Origin of the sequence: Mycobacterium leprae TN (assembly GCF_000195855.1) — a bacterium.
GTDB lineage: Bacteria > Actinomycetota > Actinomycetes > Mycobacteriales > Mycobacteriaceae > Mycobacterium > Mycobacterium leprae.
This window is the reverse complement of the sequence record NC_002677.1, coordinates 2,097,198-2,122,646: the sequence shown is the minus strand read 5'-3', so window position 1 is coordinate 2,122,646 and position 25,449 is coordinate 2,097,198. Positions and strand designations below refer to the sequence as shown.

Here is a 25,449-nt window from a genome sequence, read left to right as displayed (position 1 = left end):
TTTGACAGGGAAATTCGGCAGCTAAGGAGCTGAATTTGGCCTACCTTTAGTTAAATCAACTAAGGCCAGTCTTGATGTAGCTGGCAGTGCTCGTCAGTCGGAGTTACTCATTATCAGGTCATTTTTCTGCTGCAGACTGGCACGGTTTGCGCCTTTGTTTTCGTAGCTCGGGCGTGGAGGCAAGCAGCCTTTGAGTCCTCTACGTGGAACAGTGGCAAGTTGTACGTAATACTACTGATGATCTTCACTGCGCAGCATCGCTAGAGTTTGTTAATAGCTAGGCATCGTGGCCCAGCTATAGTAAATTCAGACGAGAATGAACTGGCGTGATGTCAGCATCGGAAATTGCGGGTTGCGACGATTCGGGTGGCGTATCTGCGGATGCCCTGCGGTACGTCGACATTGAATGCCTGTCGACATTGCCTATCGAGGGTGCTATGCGGAGCAGTTCGCTGCCGGATGGGTGTAGTGACAGGTCAGCCGATTCGCGCGGCAGTGGCGAGGTAAAAGACCGAAGTAGTGGATGGTTTTACGGCCATCACGATCGCGAGCAGCGGAGCGTCCACGATGGTCTGTTGCAGGTGATTCCTGCTGCACTGGATCGCGGAGAATTTTTCCTCGTCTACCAGCCGATTGTCCGGCTTAATGACAAACGCTTCATCGGCGTCGAGGCGTTACTGCGTTGGGCGCATCCGACGCTGGGTACCCTACTCCCAGCGCGATTCATCAGCCTTGCCGAGCGAAACGGCATGATAGTACCACTCACTACCTTCGTGATTGAGCAGGCCTGCCGACATATCCGCAACTGGCGTGACGACAGCACCAATCCGCGACCGTTCGTCAGCGTCAACGTCTCGGCCCGCAACATTCGTGATCCCAGTTTTCTCTCGATGGTCGAGCGGGTGCTTGGCGAAACTGGTCTGCCTGCCCACGCGTTGCGGCTCGAACTCACTGAGAACGCGAGCCTGAGCATAGATGAGGCATCGATCACCAGGCTGCAGGAGCTGTCCGCGTTAGGCGTGGGTATCGCGATCGACGACTTCGGTACTGGATTTTCCAGCCTCGCTTATTTACGCAACTTACCCGTCGACATGGTCAAACTCGCCGGCGAGTTCATCGAGAACCTCGGTGGTGATATCCGTGGCCGGTTGGCTGATGAACAGATCACCCGGGCAATGATTGACCTTGCCTTCAAACTTGGGATCATTGTTTGCGCCAAGCGAGTTGAAACGCCCGGTCAAGCTGCTAGGTTGCGTGATTTCGGCTGCGACGCTGCCCAAGGCTGGCATTTTGCGAAAGCGCTACCGGCCGATTTTTTCACTGAGTAGTAGGTCGAATAGTGAGAGCAAATCTATGGTGGCTCGCAGCTAGCAAACCGCGGCGCGTGTCAATTAGTTGTAGCGGCGAGCGAGGGCCACCATATATTGTATTGGCCTCATTGACGAGGCCAAATATCAACTGTCACAAACCTCAAATGATATTGCGAGCAAATCGCTGAGGTTTGTAAATGACACCCGGCGGGGCGGTGCGTAGAGGGGACGCATTTCCCCGCCGGGGAACCACAGAAATTTTGGGGTAGCTTTGATGAGGACCGCTTTGCTGCCTCGTTTCGCGAAAGTATACGCATGGTTGTGATAATGCTTGACCTCGACAAATCTTGGCGTGGAGGTCGCCGACTATGTGAAACGGTTCGCAGATTAGGTCGACGAGGACGTTATTGAGACCTTCTCCGGTTAGCGACAACGGTTCTCCCCGTTGATACGGTAGGTGTGGGTACTGTAAGTCGCCGCTGTTTATTTTGCTGACCAAGGCTTGGCTGTAGCTTCGGGTTTATCGTTTGTCCCGCAAGCGCTTTCGATCCGATTTGGTTCAGATCTGGGCTCTCGGTTACCTGCATATATAGGCTCACCAGGCCCAGTGGCTAGGGCGGGCCATGACCTTCGTCGAGCGTGATCGATGGGGGTTCACAGACCACCTTCGCAATATTAACAGCGTCGCTTGTTAGAGATCGGAGCTCGCGACGATAGCCGTAATTAATTGGTCGTGCTGAGCGATAAATATCGCAAGTAGGACAAATTTAAGGTTGATGTGCTATCTCGAGTAATTCTGTACGAATCGCGCCTAACGACGCAGACCTGTTGAAATAATGATTGACGATAGCAGTGCTAACCGGGGTCAGGAACTACTGATCAGTTAAGTAACCACGTATTATCTAGCTTTATTTTCTACACGCTATGGTCGTGGATTCAGATATCGAAAGACAACATGTCTGCGCAGAAATAGCAATATTCAGCTAAATGATAAATTTGCGTGCAGTGTGCTTAAAACGGCTCGATAACAGTTCAAATCATGCTGTAGAAAAACTGGCTGGATATTGCCAAAGATAGGAAATTTTCTACCAGTTATTGCCATTAATAGCAAATGCAATGACGTTTTGCATAACTACCTAATATTCATACAGATTGGAGAATAATGGTCACCGCCCAATTGGATCCTGTTGTACCGCAAGGGTTGTGCCTTCGGGAAAACCTTAGTGTCTGGGCTTCCGATGCACAATGTCAGCTTGTGGTATCGCAGCCCACCCTTGATCCTAAGTTATGGAATGAATATCTTGACGGTGCGTTTCGTACCTACAGCAAACATGGAGTCGAGTGTACTCTAGACCCCGACGCGGGTGATGACACACGGCTATTTTTCGCTGCGGTAAACATGCAAAGACAGGTGGTTGGGGGAATGCGCGTGATTGGTCCGCTGGGGTCAGCTGAGGATTCGCATGCCGTGGTTGAGTGGGCAGGTAATCCCGGACTGACCGCAGTGCGCAAGATGATCAATGATCGCGTGCCGTTTGGGGTCGTGGAAGTAAAGACCGCATGGGCTGACAGCGACTCCCATCAGAGTGGTTTAATTGCCAAGGCCTTAGCGCGCCCCGCGTTTACAGTCATGGCTTTGTTAGGGGTGCAGTTCATTATGGCGACCGCGGCAGCCCATGTGCTGGACCGGTGGCGTTCATCGGGGGGAGTAGTAGCAGCGAAAATCCCGGTGGCTGCATACCCGGATGAACGTTACCGAACCAAGATGATTTGGTGGGACCGCCGTACCTTAGCTAACCATGCTGAACCGCAACAACTATCAATAATGCTTGCTGAGACGCGCGAGCTGTTGCGCGACACGAACACATAGAGTGGAATCTGCACAGCGACCGCCGAAGCCGGCCAGTGATCAACCTGCACAGCAACTCGCCGCCGGTCCCGGAGTGTACATCGGGGGGCGTTTTGCGGGCTCGGGCTCGGAGGCTACTCTGGGGCTAGCTACGTTATATTCGGCGAGCTGCAGTGCACTTGCTGGCCGATAATTTCCCGCTGGTGGCAACGTTTACTGTGGTTGTCGACGGCTCGATTTGGACCTGCAACCTTCCAGCTGAGCCGTCGATTGGAGGCCAGATGATCGAAACTGGCACCCGGCTACGTCGGCTTGGCGTATGGGTGCAACCCAAGGGGAGCCGCAAGGGTGAGTGATGAGCGTGATGTGAGCCCGTACGCTCGGGTTCTGGCCCTTGACGACCCCGCTGATGCTGCGGTGCTGCAGCGGCTGCGGGCTGATTCCAAGGTTGACTTTGTCGACCATCATGAGCGACAGCTGCAGGAATTGCTTAGCTTGCTGCCCACGCCCGATCCGCAGTTGATCGCCGAACCGTGTAGGTGGGTGTACTACCCATGGCGGCATGTGGTCGTATCGATGCTGGGTCCGCGCGGGTTTCGGGCGGTACGGTTGGACCGCAACCGCAACGAGATCACCGCCGAGGAGCAAGTTGCGTTGGGCAGACTACACATCGGCGTCGCTGGGCTAAGTGTGGGACATGTGATCGCCCACACGTTGGCCGCCCAGGGCCTGTGCGGACAACTGCGCTTGGCCGATTTCGATCGCCTCGAACTATCCAACCTCAACCGAGTTCCTGCCACGGTGTTCGATCTTGGGCTCAATAAGGCTGAGGTAGCTGCGCGCCGCATCGCTGAACTGGACCCGTATCTGACAGTGCGAGTGTTTGACAATGGTTTGACGTTCGACACCGTTGATCAGTTCTTGGAGGGCCTCGATGTCGTGGTGGAGCAGTGCGATTCGCTGGACATAAAGGCTCTCCTGCGAGAGGGAGCCCGCAGCCACGGTATTCCGGTACTGATGGCGACCAGTGACCGCGGCCTGATTGATGTTGAGCGGTTCGACTTGGAGCCGCGGCGTTCGATTCTGCACGGTCTGCTAGGTGAGCTTGATATCCGGTTGCTTCCAGAGATGAGCAACCGCGAGAAAATTCCGTATATTTTGCGCTTTCTGGAGGCCGAACGGTTGTCGCCGCGCACTGCGACGACGTTGGTCGAGATCGATCGCTCGCTGTCGACCTGGCCCCAGTTGGCAGGGGACGTGGCGCTGGGAGCTACTGCGGTGGCCGAGGCGGTACGCCGAATCGGTCTCGGGGAGGAGTTGCGCTCGGGGCGAGCGCGTATTGACGTCGCCTCGGCGCTCAATCAGCTCACCGAGCCGGACATGGCCCGACATCGTCCCGCGAATCCGACGCAGTGTTCAGAACTCGCACTGTCCGGTATTGAGGGGGTTATTGCCACTGCTGCGATCCGCGCACCGTCGGGTGGAAACCTACAGCCCTGGCACATCGACGCCGGGCCTGATGCCTTGGTGATTCGAATTGCTCCAGAACATACTGACAGCCTCGACGTCGGCTTCCGCGGCAGCGCCGTTGCGGTGGGTGCAGCGTTGTTCAACGCTAGGGTTGCGGCTGCTGCCCATGGTGTGCTCGGGCCGGTAAGCCTGGCTGAAAATGTTGACGGTGCGCCGCTGCGGGTCACCTTAAGTTTAGGTGATGGGTGGAACCCCGACTTAGCAGCAGTTTATGAGCCGATGCTGGTCCGCGAAACTAATCGCAATCATGGCAAGCCAACAATGGTTCTGACCGAGACGATTGATGTGTTGCACGCGGCCGCGGTGGCCGAAGGTGCACGGCTGCACCTGCTAACTGCGCGAGATGACATCGTCCGAGCTGCAACCATTCTGGCTGCTGCCGACCGGTCGAGGTATCTTACGCCACGGCTTCACGAGGAGATGATCTCGGAGCTGCGTTGGCCGGGAGATTCGTTTCCAGACACTGGTATTGATGTGCGTAGCCTCGAAATGGATTGGCATCAGTTGGCTGCGTTCGACGTGCTTCGTCGTACGGACGTTATGGAACTCCTTGCGCAGTGGAACGTCGGCGCCGCGCTGGGTCAAGACACCCATGATCGTGTGGTGGCCAGTTCGGCGCTTGCCGTGATCTCGGTGCCCGGGCACGCGTTGGCGGACTACGCTCGTGGTGGATCGGCTGTCGAGGCGATATGGGTCGCTGCGCAGCGGTATGGGTTCGCAGTACAGCCGATTTCGCCCGTGTTCCTCTACGCTCACAGTGTCGACGAGCTACACGCATTATCTGCACAGTTCGCCGATGAATTGGGTCAACTGGGCAAAGACTTCCGCAGTCTGGCGCGTATCCCGGCCGATAACTCCCTCGTGTTGGTGTTGCGATTGACTGTCGCGGGGCCTGCGTCGGTGCGGAGCCGCCGAAGTTTTGAACGCATCCGGTTGCTGTCGGGCTAAGCGGTTATGGTAAGACCATGACCCGGTCCCTGGACGAACTCGTCACTAGGGTGGCCTCGAAGTTAATGGCTGCAACAGCGGCCACCGCGGTCACGATCAGCGAAGGGGTGCTGGCTATCCTGGTGGAGCACTTCGGCGTCGATGTGAGTTTTCTTCGTCACAATAACCACGATATTCACGCGACCAAGCTGATCGTGGAATGGCCGCCGCGTGACTACGTGCCTGATCCTGACCCGATCGGTGTGGTGTATTTCGCCGACGCCGACCCGGTTTTTGCTATGGCCGAGTATCTCAAAGAACCGGCGGTTTTGCGGCCCGAGCCGGCCAATGCCGACTATCAGCGTCGCATCGAGGAGGGCGCCTCTGTGCCGGCTGTTTCCCTGGCGTGTGTTCCGTTGCTGTCCGGAGAAATCACCACCGGTGTCCTCGGATTCGTTAAGTACGGCGACCGGGAATGGCACGACGATGAGTTGCGCGCGCTGCAGGCGATCGCAACTCTTTTCGCCCAGCTGCAGGCCCGCATCGTTGCCGAAGAACAATTGCGTTACCTGGCCGAACACGATGATCTCACAGGGCTGCTGAATCGCCGAGCCCTGATCGCGCACCTCGATGAGAGGCTGGCCGACGGTCAGCGCGGCCCGGTGACGTTGCTGTTCCTTGGCCTCGATCGGCTCAAAGCGGTCAACGATTACCTGGGTCACAATGCCGGCGACCGGCTGATCGAGGTCTTCGCCGATAGGCTGCGCGAGGCTGCTGAAAGCCTAACGGTTATTGCCCGTTTCGGCGGAGACGAGTTTGTCGTAGTGCCCGCTGAGTCGGTGTCGGTTGATGTTGCAGAGTCGTTTGCCCATCGCTTGCAGACGCGGCTTCAAAAGCAAGTGGTGATCGACGGCGAAATACTCACCCGCACCGTCAGCATTGGTGTTGCCACCGGTCTTCCGGGACGGGATACCACGTCGGATCTGCTACGTTGGGCTGATCACGCGGCGCTGTCGGCGAAAAGCGACGGCAGCAAGGTCGTGGTTCTTGACCACGGGATCAGCGCACAGCATACGCTGAGAACTGAGGTTGAACTGCACTTAGCAGGGATGATCGATACTGACCTGGTGCTGCACTACCTTCCTGAGGTAGACATGAGTACCGGCAAAGTCTTGGGCACCGAGGCCTTGGTGCGCTGGCAGCACCCGACACGGGGGTTGCTATTTCCCGATTCATTTATCCCAGTGGCGGAATCGATTAATCTAGCAGGCAAGCTGGGCCGGATGGTGATGCACTCGGCATGTGCGGAATTCAGTCGATGGCGCTCAGCCGGCGTGGGACTTGATGCGCTGTTGCGCATTAATGTCTCGCCAGTACAGTTGGTTGCTGAAGGTTTCGTTGACAACGTGGCTGGCACTCTCGACGAGTTCGGTCTCGACGGCAGCATGGTGTGTCTGGAGATCACAGAGAATGTTGTGGTCCAAAACATCGATGCCACTCGCAAGACACTTGCCGGACTCAAGGAGGTCGGAGTGCACCTGGCTATCGACGACTTCGGTACCGGTTACAGCGTGTTGACCCATTTGAAATCCCTGCCGGTGGACACCATCAAAATCGATAAGAGCTTCGTGGCCGAACTGGGCAGCAACGCAAGTGATCTAGCGATCGTGCGGGCGATCATGGCGCTAGCCAAGGAATTTGAACTCGAAGTCGTCGCTGAAGGCGTCGAGACTGCCGTTGCAGCGCAGGTGCTGCTGGAGTTAGGGTGCAACCGTGCGCAGGGCTTTCTGCTCTCACGTCCCGTCGACGGTGCGGCGATGGAATCTCTGCTGGCAAAAGGTGTGATACCCATGGCGCTTGGCACATGTCAAAGCCCGGAGCCGAGCGAACACCAGATACACCGATCGTAAAACCCGAACGCCGACCCCAAACTTGCTTGGGTTTGTAAGCGCTGATCAAGAATTTTGGTAGTTTCTGCCTGACCGTTATCGTCGATTGCATTAGGGTGGGATTGTGAGGTTGAGAATTGGTGGCAGTTTCATATATATATATGAACGCTGGACGGATCTAGTCGATCTGCCAGTATTTGACCACGGTTTTGTGCAATTCCCCAATCTGCGACAACTACGCCAACCCACAAACCCCCAGCAGCCGATCCTGGCTACAGGATAACCAGCAAGCCACACTGCACTTCACACCGACAAGCTGCTCATAGCTGACACATAACCAAAATCTTCTTCACCACCATCACCCGCCACAACACGTTCACCGATATCAACAACCTCGAAACCGCGATCCCCACCTACAACGAACACACCACACCGTTCACCTGAACCCAGACCGCAGACACCCCCTCAACAAAATCAAACGTTAAAACAATCACCAACACACAACACTAGCGAACACATCAGACCTGACTTTGGCCATTCTTCGGTGATCGGTTGTCTGCAGGCTTTTGAATTGGTGTTTTCGTCGTTGGCGGGACGGAATCTGGGCTACTAATTGAAGGTTTTTAGGAGTGCGGTGGTGGCTTATGGACGCACCGTGAAGATGGCTTCGGGGGCTACGGCTGCGTAGGCTGTTTGGTTCCCACGGTGGGGTTCACGCAAGAGCGGGCACCTGGGTTCTGCGCACGAAGAAGTGGAGTTGGAGGTGCTCAAGACTGTGGCGAATCAATGTAATGTAATGTCTGGCTGCCAGTCAGCAAAGCCTGGATCGTCCCGAGTCGTCCGGCGCCCCGTTGGAGATCATGGTGTCCAGGCCAGCGCACCTGTGGAAGGCGTTGTGTCAAGACTACGAGGTGCTGGGTTTCGATGCCGCCGCTGGCGGCTATGAGGTAGTTCGCGCCATGGTATACGGTACACGTCATCGAACCGACGAACAAGGTCGATACACTATGTGTGTTCAAGGAGACAGGAGTTGATTCGGCGGCCTACTGGACACTGAATCGACTCCTACCAGTACCAGTCTTCGCTAAACCTGCATTCCGGCAGCAACGTTCGACCCCGTGAGCTGCTCATGCGTAAGTTGAGTACAGCCAGTCTGGTGCTCTACGACGTGACAACCTTGTACTTCGAGAAGGTGTGGGGGATGGTTTCTGCGAGCTTGGGTTTTCGAAGGAACGCCGGTTGGACCCGTAGATCACCCTGGGGCGTTCACTGACGCTACCGGGTTTTGCTCAATGTCGCGGCGTTCGAGGGCAACCGAACCGAGACCACCACGATGGTGCCGGTCCTCAATGCATTTAAGACCGCTCGCAATCTGACCGACGTGACCGTGGTGGGCTGACGCCGGCATGATCTCCGAAGCCAACCAGGTCGTCCTACAGGCTGCCGGGTTGTCCTATATCTTCGGTGCTAGCGTTCCGCACCCGCCTGACGTGGTGCGCTAATAGTGTGTGACAAACACCCCAGAGAGGCGGTCCCCGACGGGCTGGTTCATTACCCAGCGGTGGTCGCCGACGAGTTCAGAAAAAGCCCGTAAAATCCCCGACCGGGTCACTCCACTACCAATACCGCCACGATCGGTCCCGAAAAACGCTGGGTGGCATCAATGACCAGGTCACTAAGGCCCAGCGTGTCATCGATGGGCGCTCTCCGGTCAAACGCAACCGCTATATCTAACCCGGTGCCACTAATAGAGTGTCAATTGCGCAGTGGAAGACAAGACCCGCACACTGGCCGGCTAGAACTAAAAAGGTACACCCCCCTTTTTTATTTCATTGTCCCTAAGTTGGCAATGCATATAATGGCGCCACCTATATCCGCAGCTGTAACGAACGAGCCACTCCGTTAACCTGGTAATGACCCCATATTTTGCTCGGAAAAATCAAGTGAAAATTGATCATAAGAACGCGATATTTAGTGCATATTTGGCAGGGATATTGATAGTGTAAAATAATGAGCCATATTTCCTTCGTATGATTTAACATGCCGAATTCTTGCTTCGGTGTCGTGTATAATCTGTCTAGAATTGCATGGGTAATCTTCAGTAATTACGAGGATGTCGTTACTGGCGCTTACCACCGCCTCAGCACTTCCGATACGTACAGGTTTAGCCAGCGCAGCAAGGATCCTTTCGGCTAGTTGATCCAACCTTGCTTGCGTCATCTCCTCTTGGCTTAAAGCGATCTTGAATTTATCCAGATCAAGGTGTCGGAAACACGTACTATGAAAAGTATATGTCTGTGATCGGGTAGTCCCGGTCAGCCCATCGTGAGCGGCCTCATAGGAAAGCCAAGGAGAGCAGCACCGGGCGAGCTTTGCAGGTCTGAACGGCTTACGCTTGCAGGAACCCAAATAGGGTTCGTTGATCCGGGTTGAGTATTCGGCCTTCGGAATCGAAGATCAGAACTATCACAACGCGTCTCCCGAAATCGTAAACCTAGTCACTGGAATCGACGTTCAGAATTTGTAGTGCAGCTGCGTTCATCGCTTTAACGCGTCCATCACTGTCTAAATACAAACACACTCTCCGCAAGTGAAGCGACGACGGTTTGGAAGTGCTACTCAGCCTGCAGCAGGGGCGTTTGATCGGCGCATTCTAGAACAATCTACTATCCATTGCGGCTGAGCTGACCTACCTGCACTGACAGAACAGTGCTGTCTGAGGTGTGCTGTGCGGCACGGAACACATTTTCACTGGTGACAATGACTGCCGGATCCAACAAATGCACCGACCGTACTTGCTCTACTGGAATTGGAAGCCCCAACGCCATGGCGGCTTAGTCGGCAGTAAATCATTTAGGTTGCCGGATGCCAACTGGGTTGACAATACCGGCGACAGTCGCATCACTGGTGTGGCTTACCAGGGCTACCTGCCTGATAATGCAGCGTCTTTTCGGCAGCTTTCTAGAGTGCTCAGGTCACGCATGATGGCCAAATACAAATAGAAGTTGAGCATTGCACACCACCTCGACGTCCATCGTGGTGCCACCCAAGCTCAGCAAGGCCTCCGGAGCTGGGTCGGAAGTATCCCCCGACGTGACGCAACGAGATGATGCGTGCCAAGCCCTTTTGTGTCTCGGTGGGATTTACGACTTCGGTGGCCCGACGGCCGACGAATTGCTCTTACGAGGTCTTGCCTAGCCACCTAACCCCGGCCGGGTTTACATACACGAACCGGCTGTCTTTGTGTACTAGGATCATGTCGGGAGAATGGTCGAGCAGCTGGCGGTAATGCTGTTCCGCAATGAGCTGGCCTTCCTTGTAATTGTTACTTATCCGCTATATCGGTTTGTAAGTAATGACGTTCTGGATCTGTATCTTTCATTGGCCATGCCAGCCGAAATCCATGCGTGCTATTGCTAGGCAAGCGGCGACCGATCCCGTTGCATCCTCTTCAGCGGTCGTATCGATCAGAATTTTGCGGTAGTCGACGACGAACCTGGCGAGAGCGAAGTCTGTTGCGACAAGACCGTTCTCGATATCGTTATTGATAAACCGTATATCGGTGACGTGGCCGGGGGCCGCAATAGTTAAACTGGCGTCAATCGCGGTTGGCAAGGATCAGGATTGGCTTTTGAAATGTTTTGGTCCAATAGATTTCGACCGCAACACCGAGTTAGGGGACTTTCGCGGCCCTGGTACTACCACGTTGGAGGACACCAAGCTGTTTGTAATCGATCGGCGTGCAGTGTTACGGCATCAGTAGTGAGGATTGCCAGATTGCGTTAACCTGTGAGGGGAAATATTTGAAGCTTGCACGACTACGAAGCTCCTCGAATCGCGTCTGAGGTGAGGATCGATGATACTGTACGACATCGAGGCAACTGTCTAAGGGCTCTACTTTAGATACTTCTTCAGGTTGGGTAGCTGCAGATGTCCATTTTGGGATGCGTCGGTTGTTTGGTCACACGAATTGGTTATTTTCTTCATGTTGTCTTTTGTGAGAACGGCTGAATAAACACACGATCCCGAGGTTGATATTTTTCCTTACCGCACATTTTTATTGTGTTGTAACGAATTTAGTCATGACCATCGCTACTCGATGGCCGAGCGTACCGTCGTTTTTGCAACTTTTACTCCGTTATGGTGTTAAGCAACCCGGAGGGTGTGAACAACTTAGACGGCATAGGATCATCCTCGGTTAATGTCCTATCAGCACTTTGAATTGATTTGACCGCGAATATAATTCATGCAACTAACACAAGGATGACAACCGTGGAGAAAATAATCGACAAGATTCCCTGAATCGAGGTGTTTCCGATGACTTCGTCGAGCTGATGCTGGTTCTTCGTCGCACCTAACGTCATTTTGCCCAAATGTTCGCCGCTAGATATCGGATATGCTGTGCCCAGCAGCCGATGGCCAGATCTGCGGAGAAGATTTTCTGCCAAGACGCTGTCAGCGCGACAACCGTATAACCTAGTAGCGGAACTCCTGGAAGCTAAAAACCGTTTTCAATAGGCTCTTCCTGATAACCACCATGATGATGACGGTCAGCAAAATACTTGCGAGCTAGTTAGCAATACCGAACAGCGGGAACAGTTGTGTTGATAACACCGAGCGGATCGGTTACTGCTCAACAGCAGGATGCTGTTCCACACGCTGATCATCACCAGGCTGCAGATCTAATCTATACGTCGGGGTGCCAATTCGGATTTGGCAGCTTGGCCAGTAAGCCGCTCAAACTACCGAGGGTGTTGGAAAGCATGAAGCAGCTCACCCGAGTGTCTGCGTGGTAGGCTGGGCGGTGCGAATGCCGATCGCGAGTGCCGATCGCGAGTAAAGCGATGGCGTCTACATTTCATGAATATCGACAGGTAGTTGCGTAGCGCAAGCAGCAACCACATCCGAAGAACTTCCGCGGAGCAATCGTAAATGATTTAGATACCAGCTACAAGGTAACCGGCGATAGGCTGAACCAGGAGGTTTTTCAGGATGTTTCGGCGATCCAGTTGCCGCTGGCTACCGCGAGCAGACTTCTGCTAAGCGTTGCCGCGCGTTGTACTGTGGCAGTCGGGATTTCGGCGATGACGACAGTGTTAGTCATGAGCCTGACCAGCGCACCTCGGCACAGCTCACTGCTTTAGTAACTGGCGCAGAAAGAGTTGTTTCGGTTTTGGTGGCGGCAGCGAGTAACCGAACGACGAGTTCGTCACGCCGCGCTTGGGTCTTATTGCCGGACACTACGCTGATCTTGGGAGATAAGGTGGTGTCGATGTTGGTAGCATTCAGTACTGGCTGCGATGCTGCCGTTGGTCGTGACTGTAGCGATACCTAGCTGACGGCGATATGGAGCGTTGGTGTAATTCACCGGAGAGCCATGACATGATGATCGCGACTACGCTAGCGATGCGCGCGACTTTAGAACAACCGCGACGAGGTGCCGCCAACATCGTGTGATATGGTAGCCACATCGAAAAACAGCACAGTTCAGCTCGCCAAGGCTTGCCGTCATCTTGGTTACGCGGGCGCTCTAGCGTGCGTACTAGATGTTCAGAAGGCTACGGCAATGGAGGGCTGAATGGAGATCACCGGGAAAGAGGCTGCCGTCGTCGGTGGTGCGTCAGGTATGGGGCGGGCTACTGCCGAGTGGTTGGCCGAGCGTGGCGCACAGGTCACTGTCCTTGATCGCGAGGGTTGCCGACGGTAAAACAGTTATCGAAGGTCTCGGTGGTGTGTTTTATTTTAGTAGGTGTCTATGTCACCGACTTCATTCGCACTGAGCCCACGGTTGACAAACTCCGCGGTCTGTAAGTCGCAGTGACCACCGGCGGCGGTATAGCCAAGCGGACGTTCACCAAATCCGGTCTCCTTGACCTCGAATCCTTCCGCTCGGTGGTGGATCTCAATCTCATCGCGACGTTCAACATGAGTCGGTTGTCAGCTGCTCACATGAGCAAGAACGAGCCCGAGGATTATTATGCGCGACCTTGGGTCGCTGGGGACGGGGTGCTGGCGATCGCTCCGAATTTGTTTCTGACCGACTTGACTGTGAGGTTCCGACGGGAGGGCGGCTATGCTGACCCGCGATACGGTCTTCGCTAAGCGGATGGGACGGCCTGAGTAATAAGCGAAGTTGGTGCAGCCATAGTGGATAACTCGATGCTCAACGGTAAATGTTTATGCCTGGATGCTGGACAGTTATTCGTGCCTAAGTAGCCTCATCGGCGATTCTTGTCACATTAAGTACACTACATTTTGCTTTTTCCAATCGGAAAGCGGTGCGAGGAGGACCCTGATGGGTATCGCACTGACCGACAATCATCGCGAACTCGCCGAGGTAGCCCGCGCGTTCTTGATCTCGCAGCAGGTGCGCTGGGCGGCTCGGTCGCTGCTCGATACGCCCGACGAGGTCCGGCCTGCATTCTGGCACGACATGGTGGAGCTCGGCTGGCCCGGTCTGCACGTAGACGAAAAGTACGGCGGTTCAGGCTACGGGTTGCCCGAACTCGTGGTGGTGATAGAAGAACTCGGGCGCGCGGTGGCGCCGGGGCCATTTGTCCCGACCGTGATCGCGTCGGCAGTGATCGCCAACGACGGCACCGCTGGTCACAAGGCGCGGTTGCTGTCGGGGTTGATCGACGGTAGCGTCACTGCGGGAATCGGGTTGTACGGCCAGGTGCGGGTCAAAGACGGTGGCACTGCCGATGGCGAGGCCGGAATCGTATTGGGGGCTGGGCTCGCCGAGTTGCTGTTGGTTGCCGCTGGTGACGACATGCTGGTGTTGGAACGCGACCGCGCGGGTGTGGTCGGTGGACATGACCGGAAAATCTCGATCCGACTCGGCGCTGCGGGCGCGTCCGGCTACACAACGTTAGCGTCACCGCCGACGACCTTTTGCCTGGGGCACGGGAATCGGTGCTGGCTCGGGCGCGCACTTTGCTGGCTGCCGAGGCGGTGGGCGGAGCATCCGACTGTGTCGACGCTGCCGTCGGGTATGCCAAGCTGTGTCAGCAATTTGGCCGCACCATCGCCACGTTCCAGGCGGTCAAGCATCATTGCGCGAACATGCTGGTGGTCGCCGAGTCGGCGGTCGCCGCGGTCTGGGATGCCGCACGTGCGGCATCCCAGGATGAAGAGCAATTCCGGCTGGCTGCCGCGGTAGCGGCTGCGCTGGCCTTCCCCGCCTACACTCGCAATGCCGAACTCAACATTCAGGTGCATGGCGGTATCGGTTTCACTTGGGAACATGATGCGCACCTACACCTGCGGCGGGCGCTAGTCAGTGCGGCATTGCTGGGTGGTGACGCGCCGGCCGTGGATGTCTTCGATCGCACCGCGGCTGGTGCTGTTCGGACCAACAGCCTGGATTTGCCGGCCGAAGCCGAAGAATTGCGTACCCAGATCCGTGCCGACGCCGCCGAGCTCGCCGCCCTGGATACGAAGGCACAGCGCGACAAGCTGATCGAGACCGGCTACGTGATGCCGCACTGGCCCCAACCGTGGGGTCGCTCGGCCGATGCTGTGGAGCAGTTGGTGATCGATGAAAAGTTTTGCGCAGCAGGAATCAAACGCCCGGATTACTCGATTACCGGCTGGGTGATCCTAACCTTGATCCAACACGGAACGCCTTGGCAGATTGAAAGATTCGCGGGAAAAGCGTTGCTTCAAGAGGAAATTTGGTGTCAGTTATTCTCCGAACCCGACGCTGGTTCGGATGCAGCGTCCGTTAAGACCCGGGCCACGCGAGTGGACGGTGGCTGGAAGATCACCGGGCAAAAGGTGTGGACCAGTGGGGCCCAGTATTGTCGCCGCGGCCTGGCCACAGTACGTACCGACCCGGATGCACCTAAGCATGCGGGCATCACCACCGTGATTATCGACATGAAGGCAGTGGGCGTCGAGGTGCGGCCATTGCGGCAGATTACCGGCGGGTCGGAATTCAATGAGGTGTTTTTCGACAACGTGTTCGTTCCGGATGAGGATGTGGTTGGTGTGCCCAACTCCGGGTGGACGATCGCGCGGGCGACGTTGGGCAATGAGCGGGTCAGTCTCGGCGGTAGTGACTCGTTCTACGAGGGGATGGCGGCGCAACTGGTGCAGCTAGCCCAGCAGCGGGTGGATCGGTTGGCGAGTGCGGAAATCCGTGTCGGAACCTACCTCGCCGAAGACCATGCGCTGCGGCTGCTGAACCTGCGTCGCGTCGCCCGCAGTGTCGAAGGGGTGGGTTCTGGCCCGGAAGGCAACGTCACCAAACTGAAGCTGGCGGAGCACATGGTTGAGGGCGCGGCGATTTTGGCGGTGCTGCTGGGGCCCGAGGTTGCATTGCTCGACGGTCCTGGCACAGTGGTCGGCCGGTTGATCATGGGCGCGCGCGGTATGGTGATCACTGGCGGCACCTCGGAGGTTACTCGCAACCAAATTGCCGAGAGGATTCTCGGCATGCCGCGCGATCCGTTGATTAACTAAGATTCCGGGTGCTTTGTTAGGTTGCCCGGGTGCTTGGGATCCGTCCCAGCACAGTGAATCTCGCAGTTATTACGTACCACCAACACGGCGGTGCCGACAGATACTGGCTCGATGGTCGCCGCCGGGGAGCGGCAACACATGACTGAAATGATGTTTTCCGGAGTTGTTGAGCCGTTAGGTGAGATGGATGTATGAGGCGGCTACGTAGTTTCTGAGCTGGCTATGTACGCTGCGAAAGCAGCTCTTAGTGGCCCATCAACAGGACGTTTAGTTTATCTCTGCACGGCCATTTCGATGCACATCGGGCAATGATCGTTTTCGGCTGGGATCGCCGATAAACGTGCTGATTGGCATAAGTGGGGTAACGGCCAACCAACTTGGGCTAAATACTCCGGCGATCGCAGACCTCGATGCGCAATACATACAGTACGGGGACCATGGAGTCGCGGTGATGTGGCGCTATAAGAATATAGTGGTTCTTTCAACGTTGTCGTCGATGACTCCGTGGGTAGATGCTACCGCTGATCACCAACGAAACTGGGCTTGCTCAGTTTAGCGGGCTAGCCACACAAGGCCACGTTCAATGAAGCTGGCAAGGTGAGGCAGTCGCCGACGTTTTTACCGGCTGCAAAGTTACCATTGACGACTATTGAAGGTATATGCAGAAAGTCGTTATTCTGCAATGTATTTCCGGTGAAGGTATTGATACTGTATGGGTGGTTTTCCGCGACTCTTGCAAGGCAAACCACGGACCAGGGGAGCGTACGCAAGTGCTGACTAGCCTAACTTGTCCCTGCTAATCAGATTAGTGTTCGGTTTAACCAACTGCTCCGGCGGCTACCAGCTCGGGTCAGATATCAACGATCATCCCGCATTTCACTGAATCTGGTTAGCAGTCAACGATATTAGCTGTTATCCACAGCTTATGTGGTTTGGCGAGTCCGACGAAGTCAACACCGCACTGCGGATCCACGCTGTGGACTGAGACCGGCGGCTTGCTGAGCCCGGGTCGGGCACGCCAGCTGCGCGAGGTGCCGGGGGTCGATCTTGAGGCACCCCACGGCAAGCTGGCGGAGGGATTGGCGACCACCATTGTCGACAATATCGCGGGTAGTTCCTGGTAGGTCCGTTCCGTCTTTCGGGACCGAGACAGTGCTGCTGTAACGCAGCCGGGTGAGCCGCGCGGTGCTTCTGGAAGCGGTGCTACTCGCATATTACGCGATCACACACATGCGCCGCAGACTGGTCATCATAAAACCCCAGGAGCAGGCCAGCATGGACACGATAGCGCTTTACCGAGAGTACTTAAAACCGGACCGCGAAGACTTACGTTGAGTCCGGGGTGCTTTCGAGATAGACACCATCGCCAAAATCCTGAGGAGGCGGAACGAGCCCGAGGTGGCGGCCTTTCTTGCCGTTCATCGGGGTATTCGCAACCAATACCCTCAAACAGCTGCCGGCTGATATGGCCGCGGCCGGTGAGTCACGGTTCCACCTCAGATTGGCGCAGTTGGCCGGCAATGCGCTGCCGGCTTGGCGCGATGTCGTCGCTGTCGAGCACGTTAAACAGCGGATTGTCGAGGCAATCAGCGACGGTGACGACAGCTTGGCGCGCTATCGCATCCATCGCCATCTGTACGCTGCTGCATCTTGGTGGCTGTAGGGGTTAACCGGTGTCCGGCCAGCGAGAGCAGCAAGGATCTGAGCTCTAATTAATATAGCCTAAGGGACCGGTCCGCTTAACCAGTATGAAGAAGAATGGAAGAAATGGTTCTTCGCACTAACTGCGACAAAGCTCGAGCGAAAGTTCAAAGAAGCGATCGTGAGAGATTTTCCGTGAGTGAGGATTAGAGCATCATGCGCGTTTAGCGATCAGCCACACTACACACCTCATTTGATTACACAGTCGAGCGAGCTCGGAAAGTGCTTACGCAGCAAGGTTTCGTTGTGCTAATCGAGATCGACATGAACGTGACGCTGAAAAGCTTTAGAAAAATATGGAGTATTATATGGTTCTTGGTGCGTGTAATCGCACGTTTGTGTAACAGGAGGTCAATGTGTACCGGACGCTTGGAGTTCTGTTGCCTTGCAACGTCGTCATGGGCAAAGACTCGGATGCACCGGATACGGTTTTGATCGACGCTATGGACCCCAGGTTGGGGATCGAGGTAACCTAAGATCCTGGGTTGTGGGAGATCGCTGAGCAGGTAACCGTGCTGTTGAAGAATGCCCTGCACGAGGTTCAGCAGACTTGTAGCCATTTCTCGTGGCGCGAAGTGACGTCAACAAGCGGTCAAGGTCGTTTCAAGAAATGTTTGGGGTGGTGGTTGTGGGGGTGTGATTCTGGCTGACTGGTGTGTGGAATGTGTCATTGTTGGTGCTTCGGGCTGTGCTGGTGTGAGTGATTTTCCCTTGTCGCAGGCTTGGCGCGGCGGGCAGTCTGTGCGGCGGTTCGCCCAAGTAAGTAAAAACAGTCGGCGCATACAACGCAAGCGCATTTAGACTTCCGGGGTCCGCTAACAGTACGTAGCCATCGCTGGTTAGCTGTACGAGGAGGTACTCTCGTGTCCCATCCGTTTCCCCATCCCGTCGTGACGGGACCATCGGAAGCCCCGAGGGTAGTTGCCGGCAACCTGCAGGGCATCGATGCGCAGATGGTTACCAGATAATGTAGGCGCAGCTCCCGCAACGACTGGTACTCTATCTCTTTCCGCCGACGAGGTGTCGGTGCTCAACCCGCTCACTACAGCGCGCAAGCTGAGCTTTATCCGGTATTTTCCGCTCAGGCCAGAAGATGCATGAGCAGTTTGTTGCCCCCCTTGCCGCCAGCGCGGATTCCTATACCGATACCGAGGTCACCAACCAGGCCATCGGCGCTACTTCGGAGGCCGCTAACCCGGCGAACGTCCCGCAGAGTTCCGTAGACGATAACGATCTCGGGATGGGGCGAAAGGGATCCAATTTTCAGCTACGACCAGTTTTGAGTTCGGGGCCCACCGCAGCTTAAAAGTCACCGGACGTATTTTATGGTTGATTGCTAGCGGTTCCCGACAACGAGTTTACAAATAAGGGAGGAATACCTAGAGGCTATGGGTAGGTTGATTGGCTATTCCGTATCGGAAGACGTGGTCCTGGGTATCATTCATCAGACTCGGCGTCGGACTTGTCTTGCCAGGCCCATTAACTCGCCACGTGGAGCGAATTCTGGGACTCGCCACACCAGGGGCATTCCCCCCCGTCGAGTCCACTGGAGCCGAGAGGTGGGTAGTGAGCGTACCTGCTACTGGTAGCGGTTGGAGAAGCTGCTCGAAGGTCCCCTGATCTGCGTCCGTCAGGGCTAGCGGTCCGACGGCGGGATCCGATATTGTGATTCCGGAAGCCGCTATACTGCAATTGATTTCATCAAGTCGTTGGTGTTTGTTGGCCGGAAAATCCGACGTAGTTCGTGTTGTGTGCGCTAACTGACTGTCCGTGTGATTGGCGTCTGTTCGGGGTACGGGTTAGAACGGACGCAGCATAATCGGCATCCAGCTGATTGTCCCATAGTAGCTGTTAGTCGGGTCGGATCAGTCCCAGCCGGTAGCTGCTAAGCAGTCGGTACACGACGGTCCTGACCTTCAGTTGTCCGAATGCCATGCTAATGCACTTGTGCGCTCCAGCACCCGAACGGTGCGAAGGCTTACCGGTGTTTCTTTTGCTCGGACCGCGATTCTGCGAAGCGTTCCGGGTCGAATTATTTTGCTCTCTTCATGATTCGGGTATTCGGTGGTTCAGTCCGAGCCATCCGTATTGTTACGTTAGTTTCGGCTGGCGTATGATAGCCCAGCCGGTTGGTGTCACGAACGGCCTGGCGTAAGTTGAAGGGCAGTGAGGTCACCATGCGAAGAGATTAGTTCATTACAAAATCGAGAGCTTCCAACTTTTCCAGCGCATCGATGTCGAACGGTGCATCGTCACGCTGAGCCGACTTCTCGCGTGTTTGCTCCTGCCACTCCGGATGCGCGCGGTCAGGTTGTAGATCATCGTTGTGGTTGTTGATGTCGAGGTGTCTTGGGCGGTCATCATCAGTAAGATCATGTGGTTGACGATGTCTTCGTCGGTGAAGCTGTTACCGTTGTCATTCTTGGTTTTGGAACAGCACTGTTAACATGTTGGTGCCACGAGCGTGACGGCGCTCCATGAAGTGGTCGATGAAGTACTCCTCGAGCACCTTGCGGGTGCGCAGTATACGCCACCATTTAAACGGCGGTACCCACTGGCGGATGCTCGTGCCACCGGCGCGTGTTGTAGTGGTAAAGGCCCGGATTAACCTTGGTGGCCGGGTCGCTGTCGGTACCGGGTTCATGGCCTATGAACACTGTTGATGCGACGTTGAGGGTGAGTTGCGTCATCGCGGGATGTAACAGGAACCGTGCATCGTTGGTTGGTCAGTTGGCGATGGTGGTCGACGCCATGCGGTCAGTGAGCTCGACGTACCCCCGGCTAAGTGGGGCCGGATGAAGACCTCTTGCATGATGTGCTGGTGGTACATGTACTTTTCGAGGCGTAGCAATATAAGGTACTGGCTCAAGAACGGGCCGGTCGCCGTGTGCTAAATACTTTTACGAAAGTCCTTAGTTCTTAATTGGCGAATATGGCCTGGGTAGCGTCGGTCCCAACACCAGTAACCGACGGCAGGGCCGGCGAAGCGGGATAAATCAGCGGATTGTGTGCTTGATACAGGAACAGCGCGTAGTCCATGTCTCCCCTGGAATACTTCGATGAAGTGACCGAGCATGGGCAACGTCTGAGTCGCCGAGGATGAGCTTGAGACTGTTACCGGCGGGTGGTTTGGCTAGGATTGCTGTCTTCCAGTCGTGGGCGAATATAGCGCCTTGGAACGTTTCCATACTGAGGATGGTGTTAAGCGTTGGGGGCATCGATGTCCTGTGTCTGGTCCGGCTTATAGTGCTAAGTGCTTATGATGGCGGCCATGAACGCTTCATTTGCCTGCCTGGACAGGCTATGACAATGTTACTAAAAAATGATCCTTCGGACAGGTTTGATGGCTGTCAAGTTTCCTTTTCGAGCGGCATGGTGCAAGGTCAGATGGGATGATTACAATGTGAATAGCTAAGCAGCCAGGAGCGGGGGGATACCAACTGTGCGACAGCATGATCACAAGCACCGACAAGCGGTCCTGTAGGCAGCGCGTGAGCTTCTGGAGGAGAGGTCGCATGTTGGAGCTGTCGGTTAGCACCATTAGCCACCGCGTCGGGGTGACCCGATCCGGCTTCTTACTTCCTATTTCGACTCCAAGTACGCTGTGCTTGCCAAGATTCTGGCGAAGGCAGCCGAAGAACTCGAAAAGTCCACCTAATATTTCGTCCCCCGTCGGTCGGGCGAATCACTCGAGCAGTTCGCCAAGCAAATGGTGGGCAGTGCCGCCGTTGTCTACGCACACAACGACTCGGTGATGACGGCCTGTAATCATCTGTCGTCCGCCACACCGATATTGAGATCCAACATATTTTCGAACGGCAATTTGAAGTGGTGCTTTGCTAGATCATTGATTTACTCGAGGCGCGGGGATCGCGCATCCGATCTGTGCAGACATCTCGGCATTGATCCGTACGCTTGGCGGGTCCGGCCGCGCTGATGCTGACCGGTTAACCTATGCTGATCGGTTGCGACAGTGGTGTGGTACGGGGCGCTGCGTGCGGGTGCTCGAGCAGGTGTGGCTAAACGTTCTATGGTGCGGCGGCCAAAGGTAAGCCATGGTGAAGACGGCACAATATTTCGTGGGGAAGCGGTGTTTTGTCACCGGCGCGGCTAGTGGTATTGGCCGAGCCACCGCATTGCGGCTCGCCGCCTACGGTGCTGAGCTGTATCTGACCGACCGCCACTGCGATGGTTTGGCCCAAACCGTGTCCGAAGCACGGGCTCTCGGTGCACAGGTCCCCGAGTATCGTGCCCTGGACATTTCCGACTACGACGAGGTGGCGGCATTCGGCGCTGACATCCACGCAAGGCATCCCAGCATGGATATCGTGATGAATATCGCTGGCGTCTCGGTCTGGGGGACTGTTGACCGACTCACCCACGACCAGTGGAGCAACGTGGTCGCGATCAACCTGATGGGACCGATCCACATCATCGAGACGTTCGTGCCGGCGATCCTGGCCGCCGGCCGGGGTGGGCATTTGGTCAATGTCTCTTCGGCGGCTGGGCTGGTCGCCCTGCCCTGGCATGCGGCCTACAGTGCCAGCAAGTACGGATTGCGCGGACTTTCTGAGGTGCTGCGCTTCGACCTAGCCCGGTACCGCATCGGGGTGTCGGTTGTGGTGCCCGGTGCGGTACGGACGCCGCTAGTCGATACTATCGAAATTGCCGGGGTTGACCGCCAGGACCCGAGGTTCAGTCGATGGGTTGACCGCTTCCGTGGTCATGCTGTGTCAGCGGAAAGGGCCGCCGAGAAGATCTTGGCCGGGGTCGCAAAGAACCGGTACCTGATCTACACCTCGCACGATATTCGGGTGCTGTATGGGTTCAAGCGGCTGGCGTGGTGGCCGTACGGAGTGGTGATGAAGCAAGTCAACGTAGTTTTCACGCGGGCACTTCGGCCCAGTCCGGCGACGATGCGGTGCGTGGAGCCGATCAAGGTGGGGGTGTACTCCCAGCCGCGCAGCGGTGAGGGGGGCAAGTCGGGCAATTGAACCCGGACCGATACCATGCTGACGCTACGGGGGCGTCTCGAGTTCGAGCCGCCTACCGAGTAATCGGATCGGGCGGTCCAGCTACGCCATAAACCCAGTACGCGCAATGTCGCGGTGGTGGTGGTGTTGGGATGGTGTGGTGTGCGCGTCTAACTTGCGGATCTTGTTGTTGGCGTAGAAAATTGCGGTGAGCACGGTGACCGCCACTTGGGTTACTGTTCGAGATGAAGCTACCACATTGGTCAGCGCTCGCTGCACTAATTCCTTTACCGCCAAATCCATTTCGATTCGTTCAGTGAGGTCACGTGGAAAGGTGACTATGTGGCTGCAAGAGTGCGGAATCCATGATTGTGCACTTGACCGCGGTGTGGCCACCCCCTCAGCGAGCAGCGGCAGACACAAGCCGGTTAGCGGACCGAAGGTGGAAGTCAGCAACTCGCTGTCGCTGTGTACAAGCTGCCGCGCCGTTATTCTCCCAAGGGCTTCAAGATTTTTCGCGATCCTAGGCTCGACTATCCCACAGTCCACAATTTTTCGACAGGTCGGGTGGCTGTCAGGGTCATCCCGTTCGCGTAGGTGATGGTAAAGATCCCGGCCGGTTTCGCCAAGCCAGTGGAGACCTTGACATGCTGTTTGTTGTCGCTGATGGCCGACTTAGCAGGATAGCCCGGTTTCCGAGAAGATGACGGCGTGGATGTGGCTCGGTACCTTCAGTGTCCTGAGCTGTCTCGGCTGCGGTCAACTCGGCATAAGCTTCGTCCAGCCCCAGACCTCTGCCCGGGTGTACCAAGTCGCGCAACAATTCCATAACGTGGTCGTAGGCGGCCGGATCGGACCCTAAAAATGTGGCCGGGGCAGCACCGAGCGGACGGCCGTAGTGACCTACTCGTGTGCACAACCGAATTCGCGGGTCTCATGTTAGTCGCAGGTGACGATCTTGAGGTGGTTCGGTTGAGGTTGAATAGTCGGCGCCGACGACGACTGACAGCTCGGTCACTTCGTAGTGGTAGCGAAGCTCGACCGACGCCAAAAATTGGTCGAGGTAGACATCGCAGGACCGAGTTAGTCACTGTCCGCACAGCTTGCGCACCAGACTCTCCCACGCCTGGCCCAAAGTTTCCAGGTGTGACTGCTATAGTTCAATTGATGTTCTACGTAGTCGGCGTCGAGCAGCGCTAGCAGGGCGTCGGTCTGGCCATCGAGGTTGCCAGTGTTCTTTGCTGACTGCAAAAGTACCCGCACATGGGTGCGCTACACCGCGGCCGCCCTAACGTGGCGGGTAAGCGGGTCGCGGTTGGCTGCCAACAGCACAGCGCGTGGTGGGTATGGGCGAAGCAGATCCGCTCTCGTCTGAACGCGACTAGTCGATCCATAGGGGCGCATCGGGTCCAACGGCAGCGCTCCGAATAGGAACATGTCTGATAGGAACGTCTGCTGGCTAGCGCGCTCGTCCGCTTCGAGCAGCACCATCATCAGGCTGGCTCGGCTGTCGAACTGGCTGAATAGCGTGTCTTTGCCGACGCCGACGTCGTCCATGGTGACAGCATCCGCACCGTGTGTGGTGACCAAGCGGTGGGCCACCTGCAACAATAGTGCGCGATTACGGGCCGCGTCACTGCGCTCTTGTGGGAGCTCTGCTGAAGCGGACAGAGCCAATTCTATTCAATCGCTCGCCATGGATCCCATAAATTGTACTGTAACGTGGTTGGAAAAAACGGACCGTAGGTCCCTTTTGTATATCCAAGGCTGAAGGTCAGCCCATGGCCTACGAAGAGAATGGAATGGTGCCGGAGGACTCTAACATCAACGTCTTAGTGTAGTGGAAGCCTGTGCGTAGCGTCGATCAACCACCTTATGGCCGACTTGGACATAAGGGTTGCCCCCGGACGGCTTCACCGTCACGGTGGTTGAGGGGCTGGGGGCGTTGCCGTTGTATAATGATAATGAGGACATCGACATACCGACACTTGTGCCGGTTTCGGTGACGGCGTTGCGAGAAGTCGCAACTGACGAGGATAGTGTCCTGGTTGTCATCCCGGAATACAACGGCAGTACCCTCGCGATGGTCAAGAATGCGGTCGACTAGCTGTCACGACCATTTGGCGATGGCGCGGTGAAGAACAAGCCGCTAGTGGTGTTGTGTCAGTGGATCAATACGGTGGTGTGTGGGCGCGCGACGAGGCGCACAAGTCGTTCGGCATAGCCAGCTCGAACGTGATCGACGAAATTACGTTGTCCGTGCCGTTTCTGTCCTTGGCGGGCAAGGCTCCCGCGGACAGCCGCGAGATTTATGCAAAGCTGTGTGACATCGTCGGTAAGCTTGCTGCCCAGGTGAGCTGGACACATTGGGTGAGCGGCAGAGCCGCCAGTTGCCGTTGGCAGCTTTGCTGGCTACAAGGGGCGTGCCGTTGACACCAGTCTTGTCGGTGGCCAGTGCTATACCGATGCGGATGGGCGCCTGTGGTGATTGTTGGGCGACTATATGTAAGTTCCGACACGCCGGATGGTTCGCAGGGCATGGCTGACTACCAGGGAATTTCGTAACTGTTGTTCAGAACATCTTGTATCTATTCTCCTTGCCACCCACTAGGTGTAGTGTTTTAAGGTGCCGGCAGATCCCAGGTTCACTACGCTAACCAGGCAGGTGATCGTTCCAGAATCGGTATCGCCAGGTCAGGTGATGTGGGCGGCCGCACGACGGGAATCTTGGGGCTTGGCGGACCGCTGAACACAGCACACGTTGTACCTGAGTAGTTGCCAGTCCATATAGCCTTTCCAACTTT

At 56.0% G+C, this 25,449-nt stretch carries 11 protein-coding genes and 7 pseudogenes; 15 read left to right on the top strand and 3 right to left on the bottom strand.

The genetic code is table 11. From position 1 onward, the window contains the following. Positions 1 to 419 precede the first annotated feature (419 nt). From ML_RS08930 to ML_RS19885, 5 genes and pseudogenes are all read left to right on the top strand, one after another. Positions 420 to 1,328 carry an EAL domain-containing protein gene (locus ML_RS08930; protein WP_010908522.1) on the top strand — a complete coding sequence of 303 codons (909 nt, stop codon included), beginning with the start codon at positions 420 to 422 and terminating at the stop codon, positions 1,326 to 1,328. A gap of 1,144 nt (positions 1,329 to 2,472) precedes the next feature. Then, the gene (locus tag ML_RS08925) at positions 2,473 to 3,180 is read left to right on the top strand and encodes a hypothetical protein (RefSeq protein ID WP_041322959.1); all 708 of its coding nucleotides are present in this window, start codon (positions 2,473 to 2,475) and stop codon (positions 3,178 to 3,180) included. Positions 3,181 to 3,525: 345 nt separating this feature from the next. Then, on the top strand, positions 3,526 to 5,637 hold the full coding sequence (locus tag ML_RS08920; RefSeq protein WP_231846587.1) for an Rv1355c family protein: 2,112 nt from the start codon (positions 3,526 to 3,528) through the stop codon (positions 5,635 to 5,637). A 17-nt stretch (positions 5,638 to 5,654) separates the two neighbouring features. After that, on the top strand, positions 5,655 to 7,526 hold the full coding sequence (locus ML_RS08915) for a putative bifunctional diguanylate cyclase/phosphodiesterase (RefSeq protein ID WP_010908520.1): 1,872 nt from the start codon (positions 5,655 to 5,657) through the stop codon (positions 7,524 to 7,526). Between the two features lie 616 nt (positions 7,527 to 8,142). Continuing rightward, positions 8,143 to 9,236 (top strand): annotated as a pseudogene (locus ML_RS19885) (IS1634 family transposase); the annotation flags it as partial. Between the two features lie 1,449 nt (positions 9,237 to 10,685). Here ML_RS19885 and ML_RS19245 read toward each other — a convergent pair. Then, positions 10,686 to 10,808, bottom strand: a complete 123-nt coding sequence (locus ML_RS19245) for a PAS domain-containing protein (protein ID WP_368730475.1) — start codon at positions 10,806 to 10,808, stop codon at positions 10,686 to 10,688. Between the two features lie 2,275 nt (positions 10,809 to 13,083). On the opposite strand from ML_RS19245, the pseudogene ML_RS08905 reads away from it, so the two are divergent. The 9 genes and pseudogenes from ML_RS08905 (at position 13,084) to ML_RS08875 (ending at position 22,666) form a co-directional block, all read left to right on the top strand. Beyond that, positions 13,084 to 13,721, top strand: a pseudogene (locus ML_RS08905) (SDR family NAD(P)-dependent oxidoreductase). Positions 13,722 to 13,800: 79 nt separating this feature from the next. Continuing rightward, positions 13,801 to 15,971: pseudogene (locus tag ML_RS08900) on the top strand (acyl-CoA dehydrogenase). Positions 15,972 to 16,903: 932 nt separating this feature from the next. Continuing rightward, entirely contained in the window at positions 16,904 to 17,095 is a 192-nt protein-coding gene (locus tag ML_RS19240; protein ID WP_049769802.1) for a hypothetical protein, read from the top strand. A gap of 49 nt (positions 17,096 to 17,144) precedes the next feature. Continuing rightward, a complete protein-coding gene (locus tag ML_RS19235; RefSeq protein ID WP_156511896.1) occupies positions 17,145 to 17,306 on the top strand; it encodes a hypothetical protein in 162 nt (53 codons plus the stop codon). 76 nt (positions 17,307 to 17,382) lie between these two features. Then, positions 17,383 to 17,634, top strand: a complete 252-nt coding sequence (locus ML_RS19230; RefSeq protein ID WP_049769801.1) for a hypothetical protein — start codon at positions 17,383 to 17,385, stop codon at positions 17,632 to 17,634. A gap of 1,131 nt (positions 17,635 to 18,765) precedes the next feature. Next, positions 18,766 to 18,978: a hypothetical protein gene (locus tag ML_RS08880; protein ID WP_041322949.1), complete on the top strand. Its 213-nt coding sequence runs from the start codon at positions 18,766 to 18,768 to the stop codon at positions 18,976 to 18,978. 1,183 nt (positions 18,979 to 20,161) lie between these two features. After that, positions 20,162 to 20,335, top strand: a complete 174-nt coding sequence (locus ML_RS16185; protein ID WP_162618264.1) for a hypothetical protein — start codon at positions 20,162 to 20,164, stop codon at positions 20,333 to 20,335. Between the two features lie 836 nt (positions 20,336 to 21,171). Continuing rightward, positions 21,172 to 21,724: pseudogene (locus tag ML_RS18045) on the top strand (TetR/AcrR family transcriptional regulator). A gap of 3 nt (positions 21,725 to 21,727) precedes the next feature. Then, the gene (locus ML_RS08875) at positions 21,728 to 22,666 is read left to right on the top strand and encodes an SDR family oxidoreductase (RefSeq protein ID WP_010908519.1); all 939 of its coding nucleotides are present in this window, start codon (positions 21,728 to 21,730) and stop codon (positions 22,664 to 22,666) included. 24 nt (positions 22,667 to 22,690) lie between these two features. Here ML_RS08875 and ML_RS08870 read toward each other — a convergent pair. Continuing rightward, a pseudogene (locus tag ML_RS08870) lies at positions 22,691 to 23,696 on the bottom strand (Y-family DNA polymerase). Between the two features lie 36 nt (positions 23,697 to 23,732). Further along, positions 23,733 to 24,328: pseudogene (locus tag ML_RS08865) on the bottom strand (TetR/AcrR family transcriptional regulator). Between the two features lie 192 nt (positions 24,329 to 24,520). On the opposite strand from ML_RS08865, the pseudogene ML_RS08860 reads away from it, so the two are divergent. After that, positions 24,521 to 25,000, top strand: a pseudogene (locus tag ML_RS08860) (NAD(P)H-dependent oxidoreductase); the annotation flags it as partial. Positions 25,001 to 25,449: the final 449 nt, after the last annotated feature.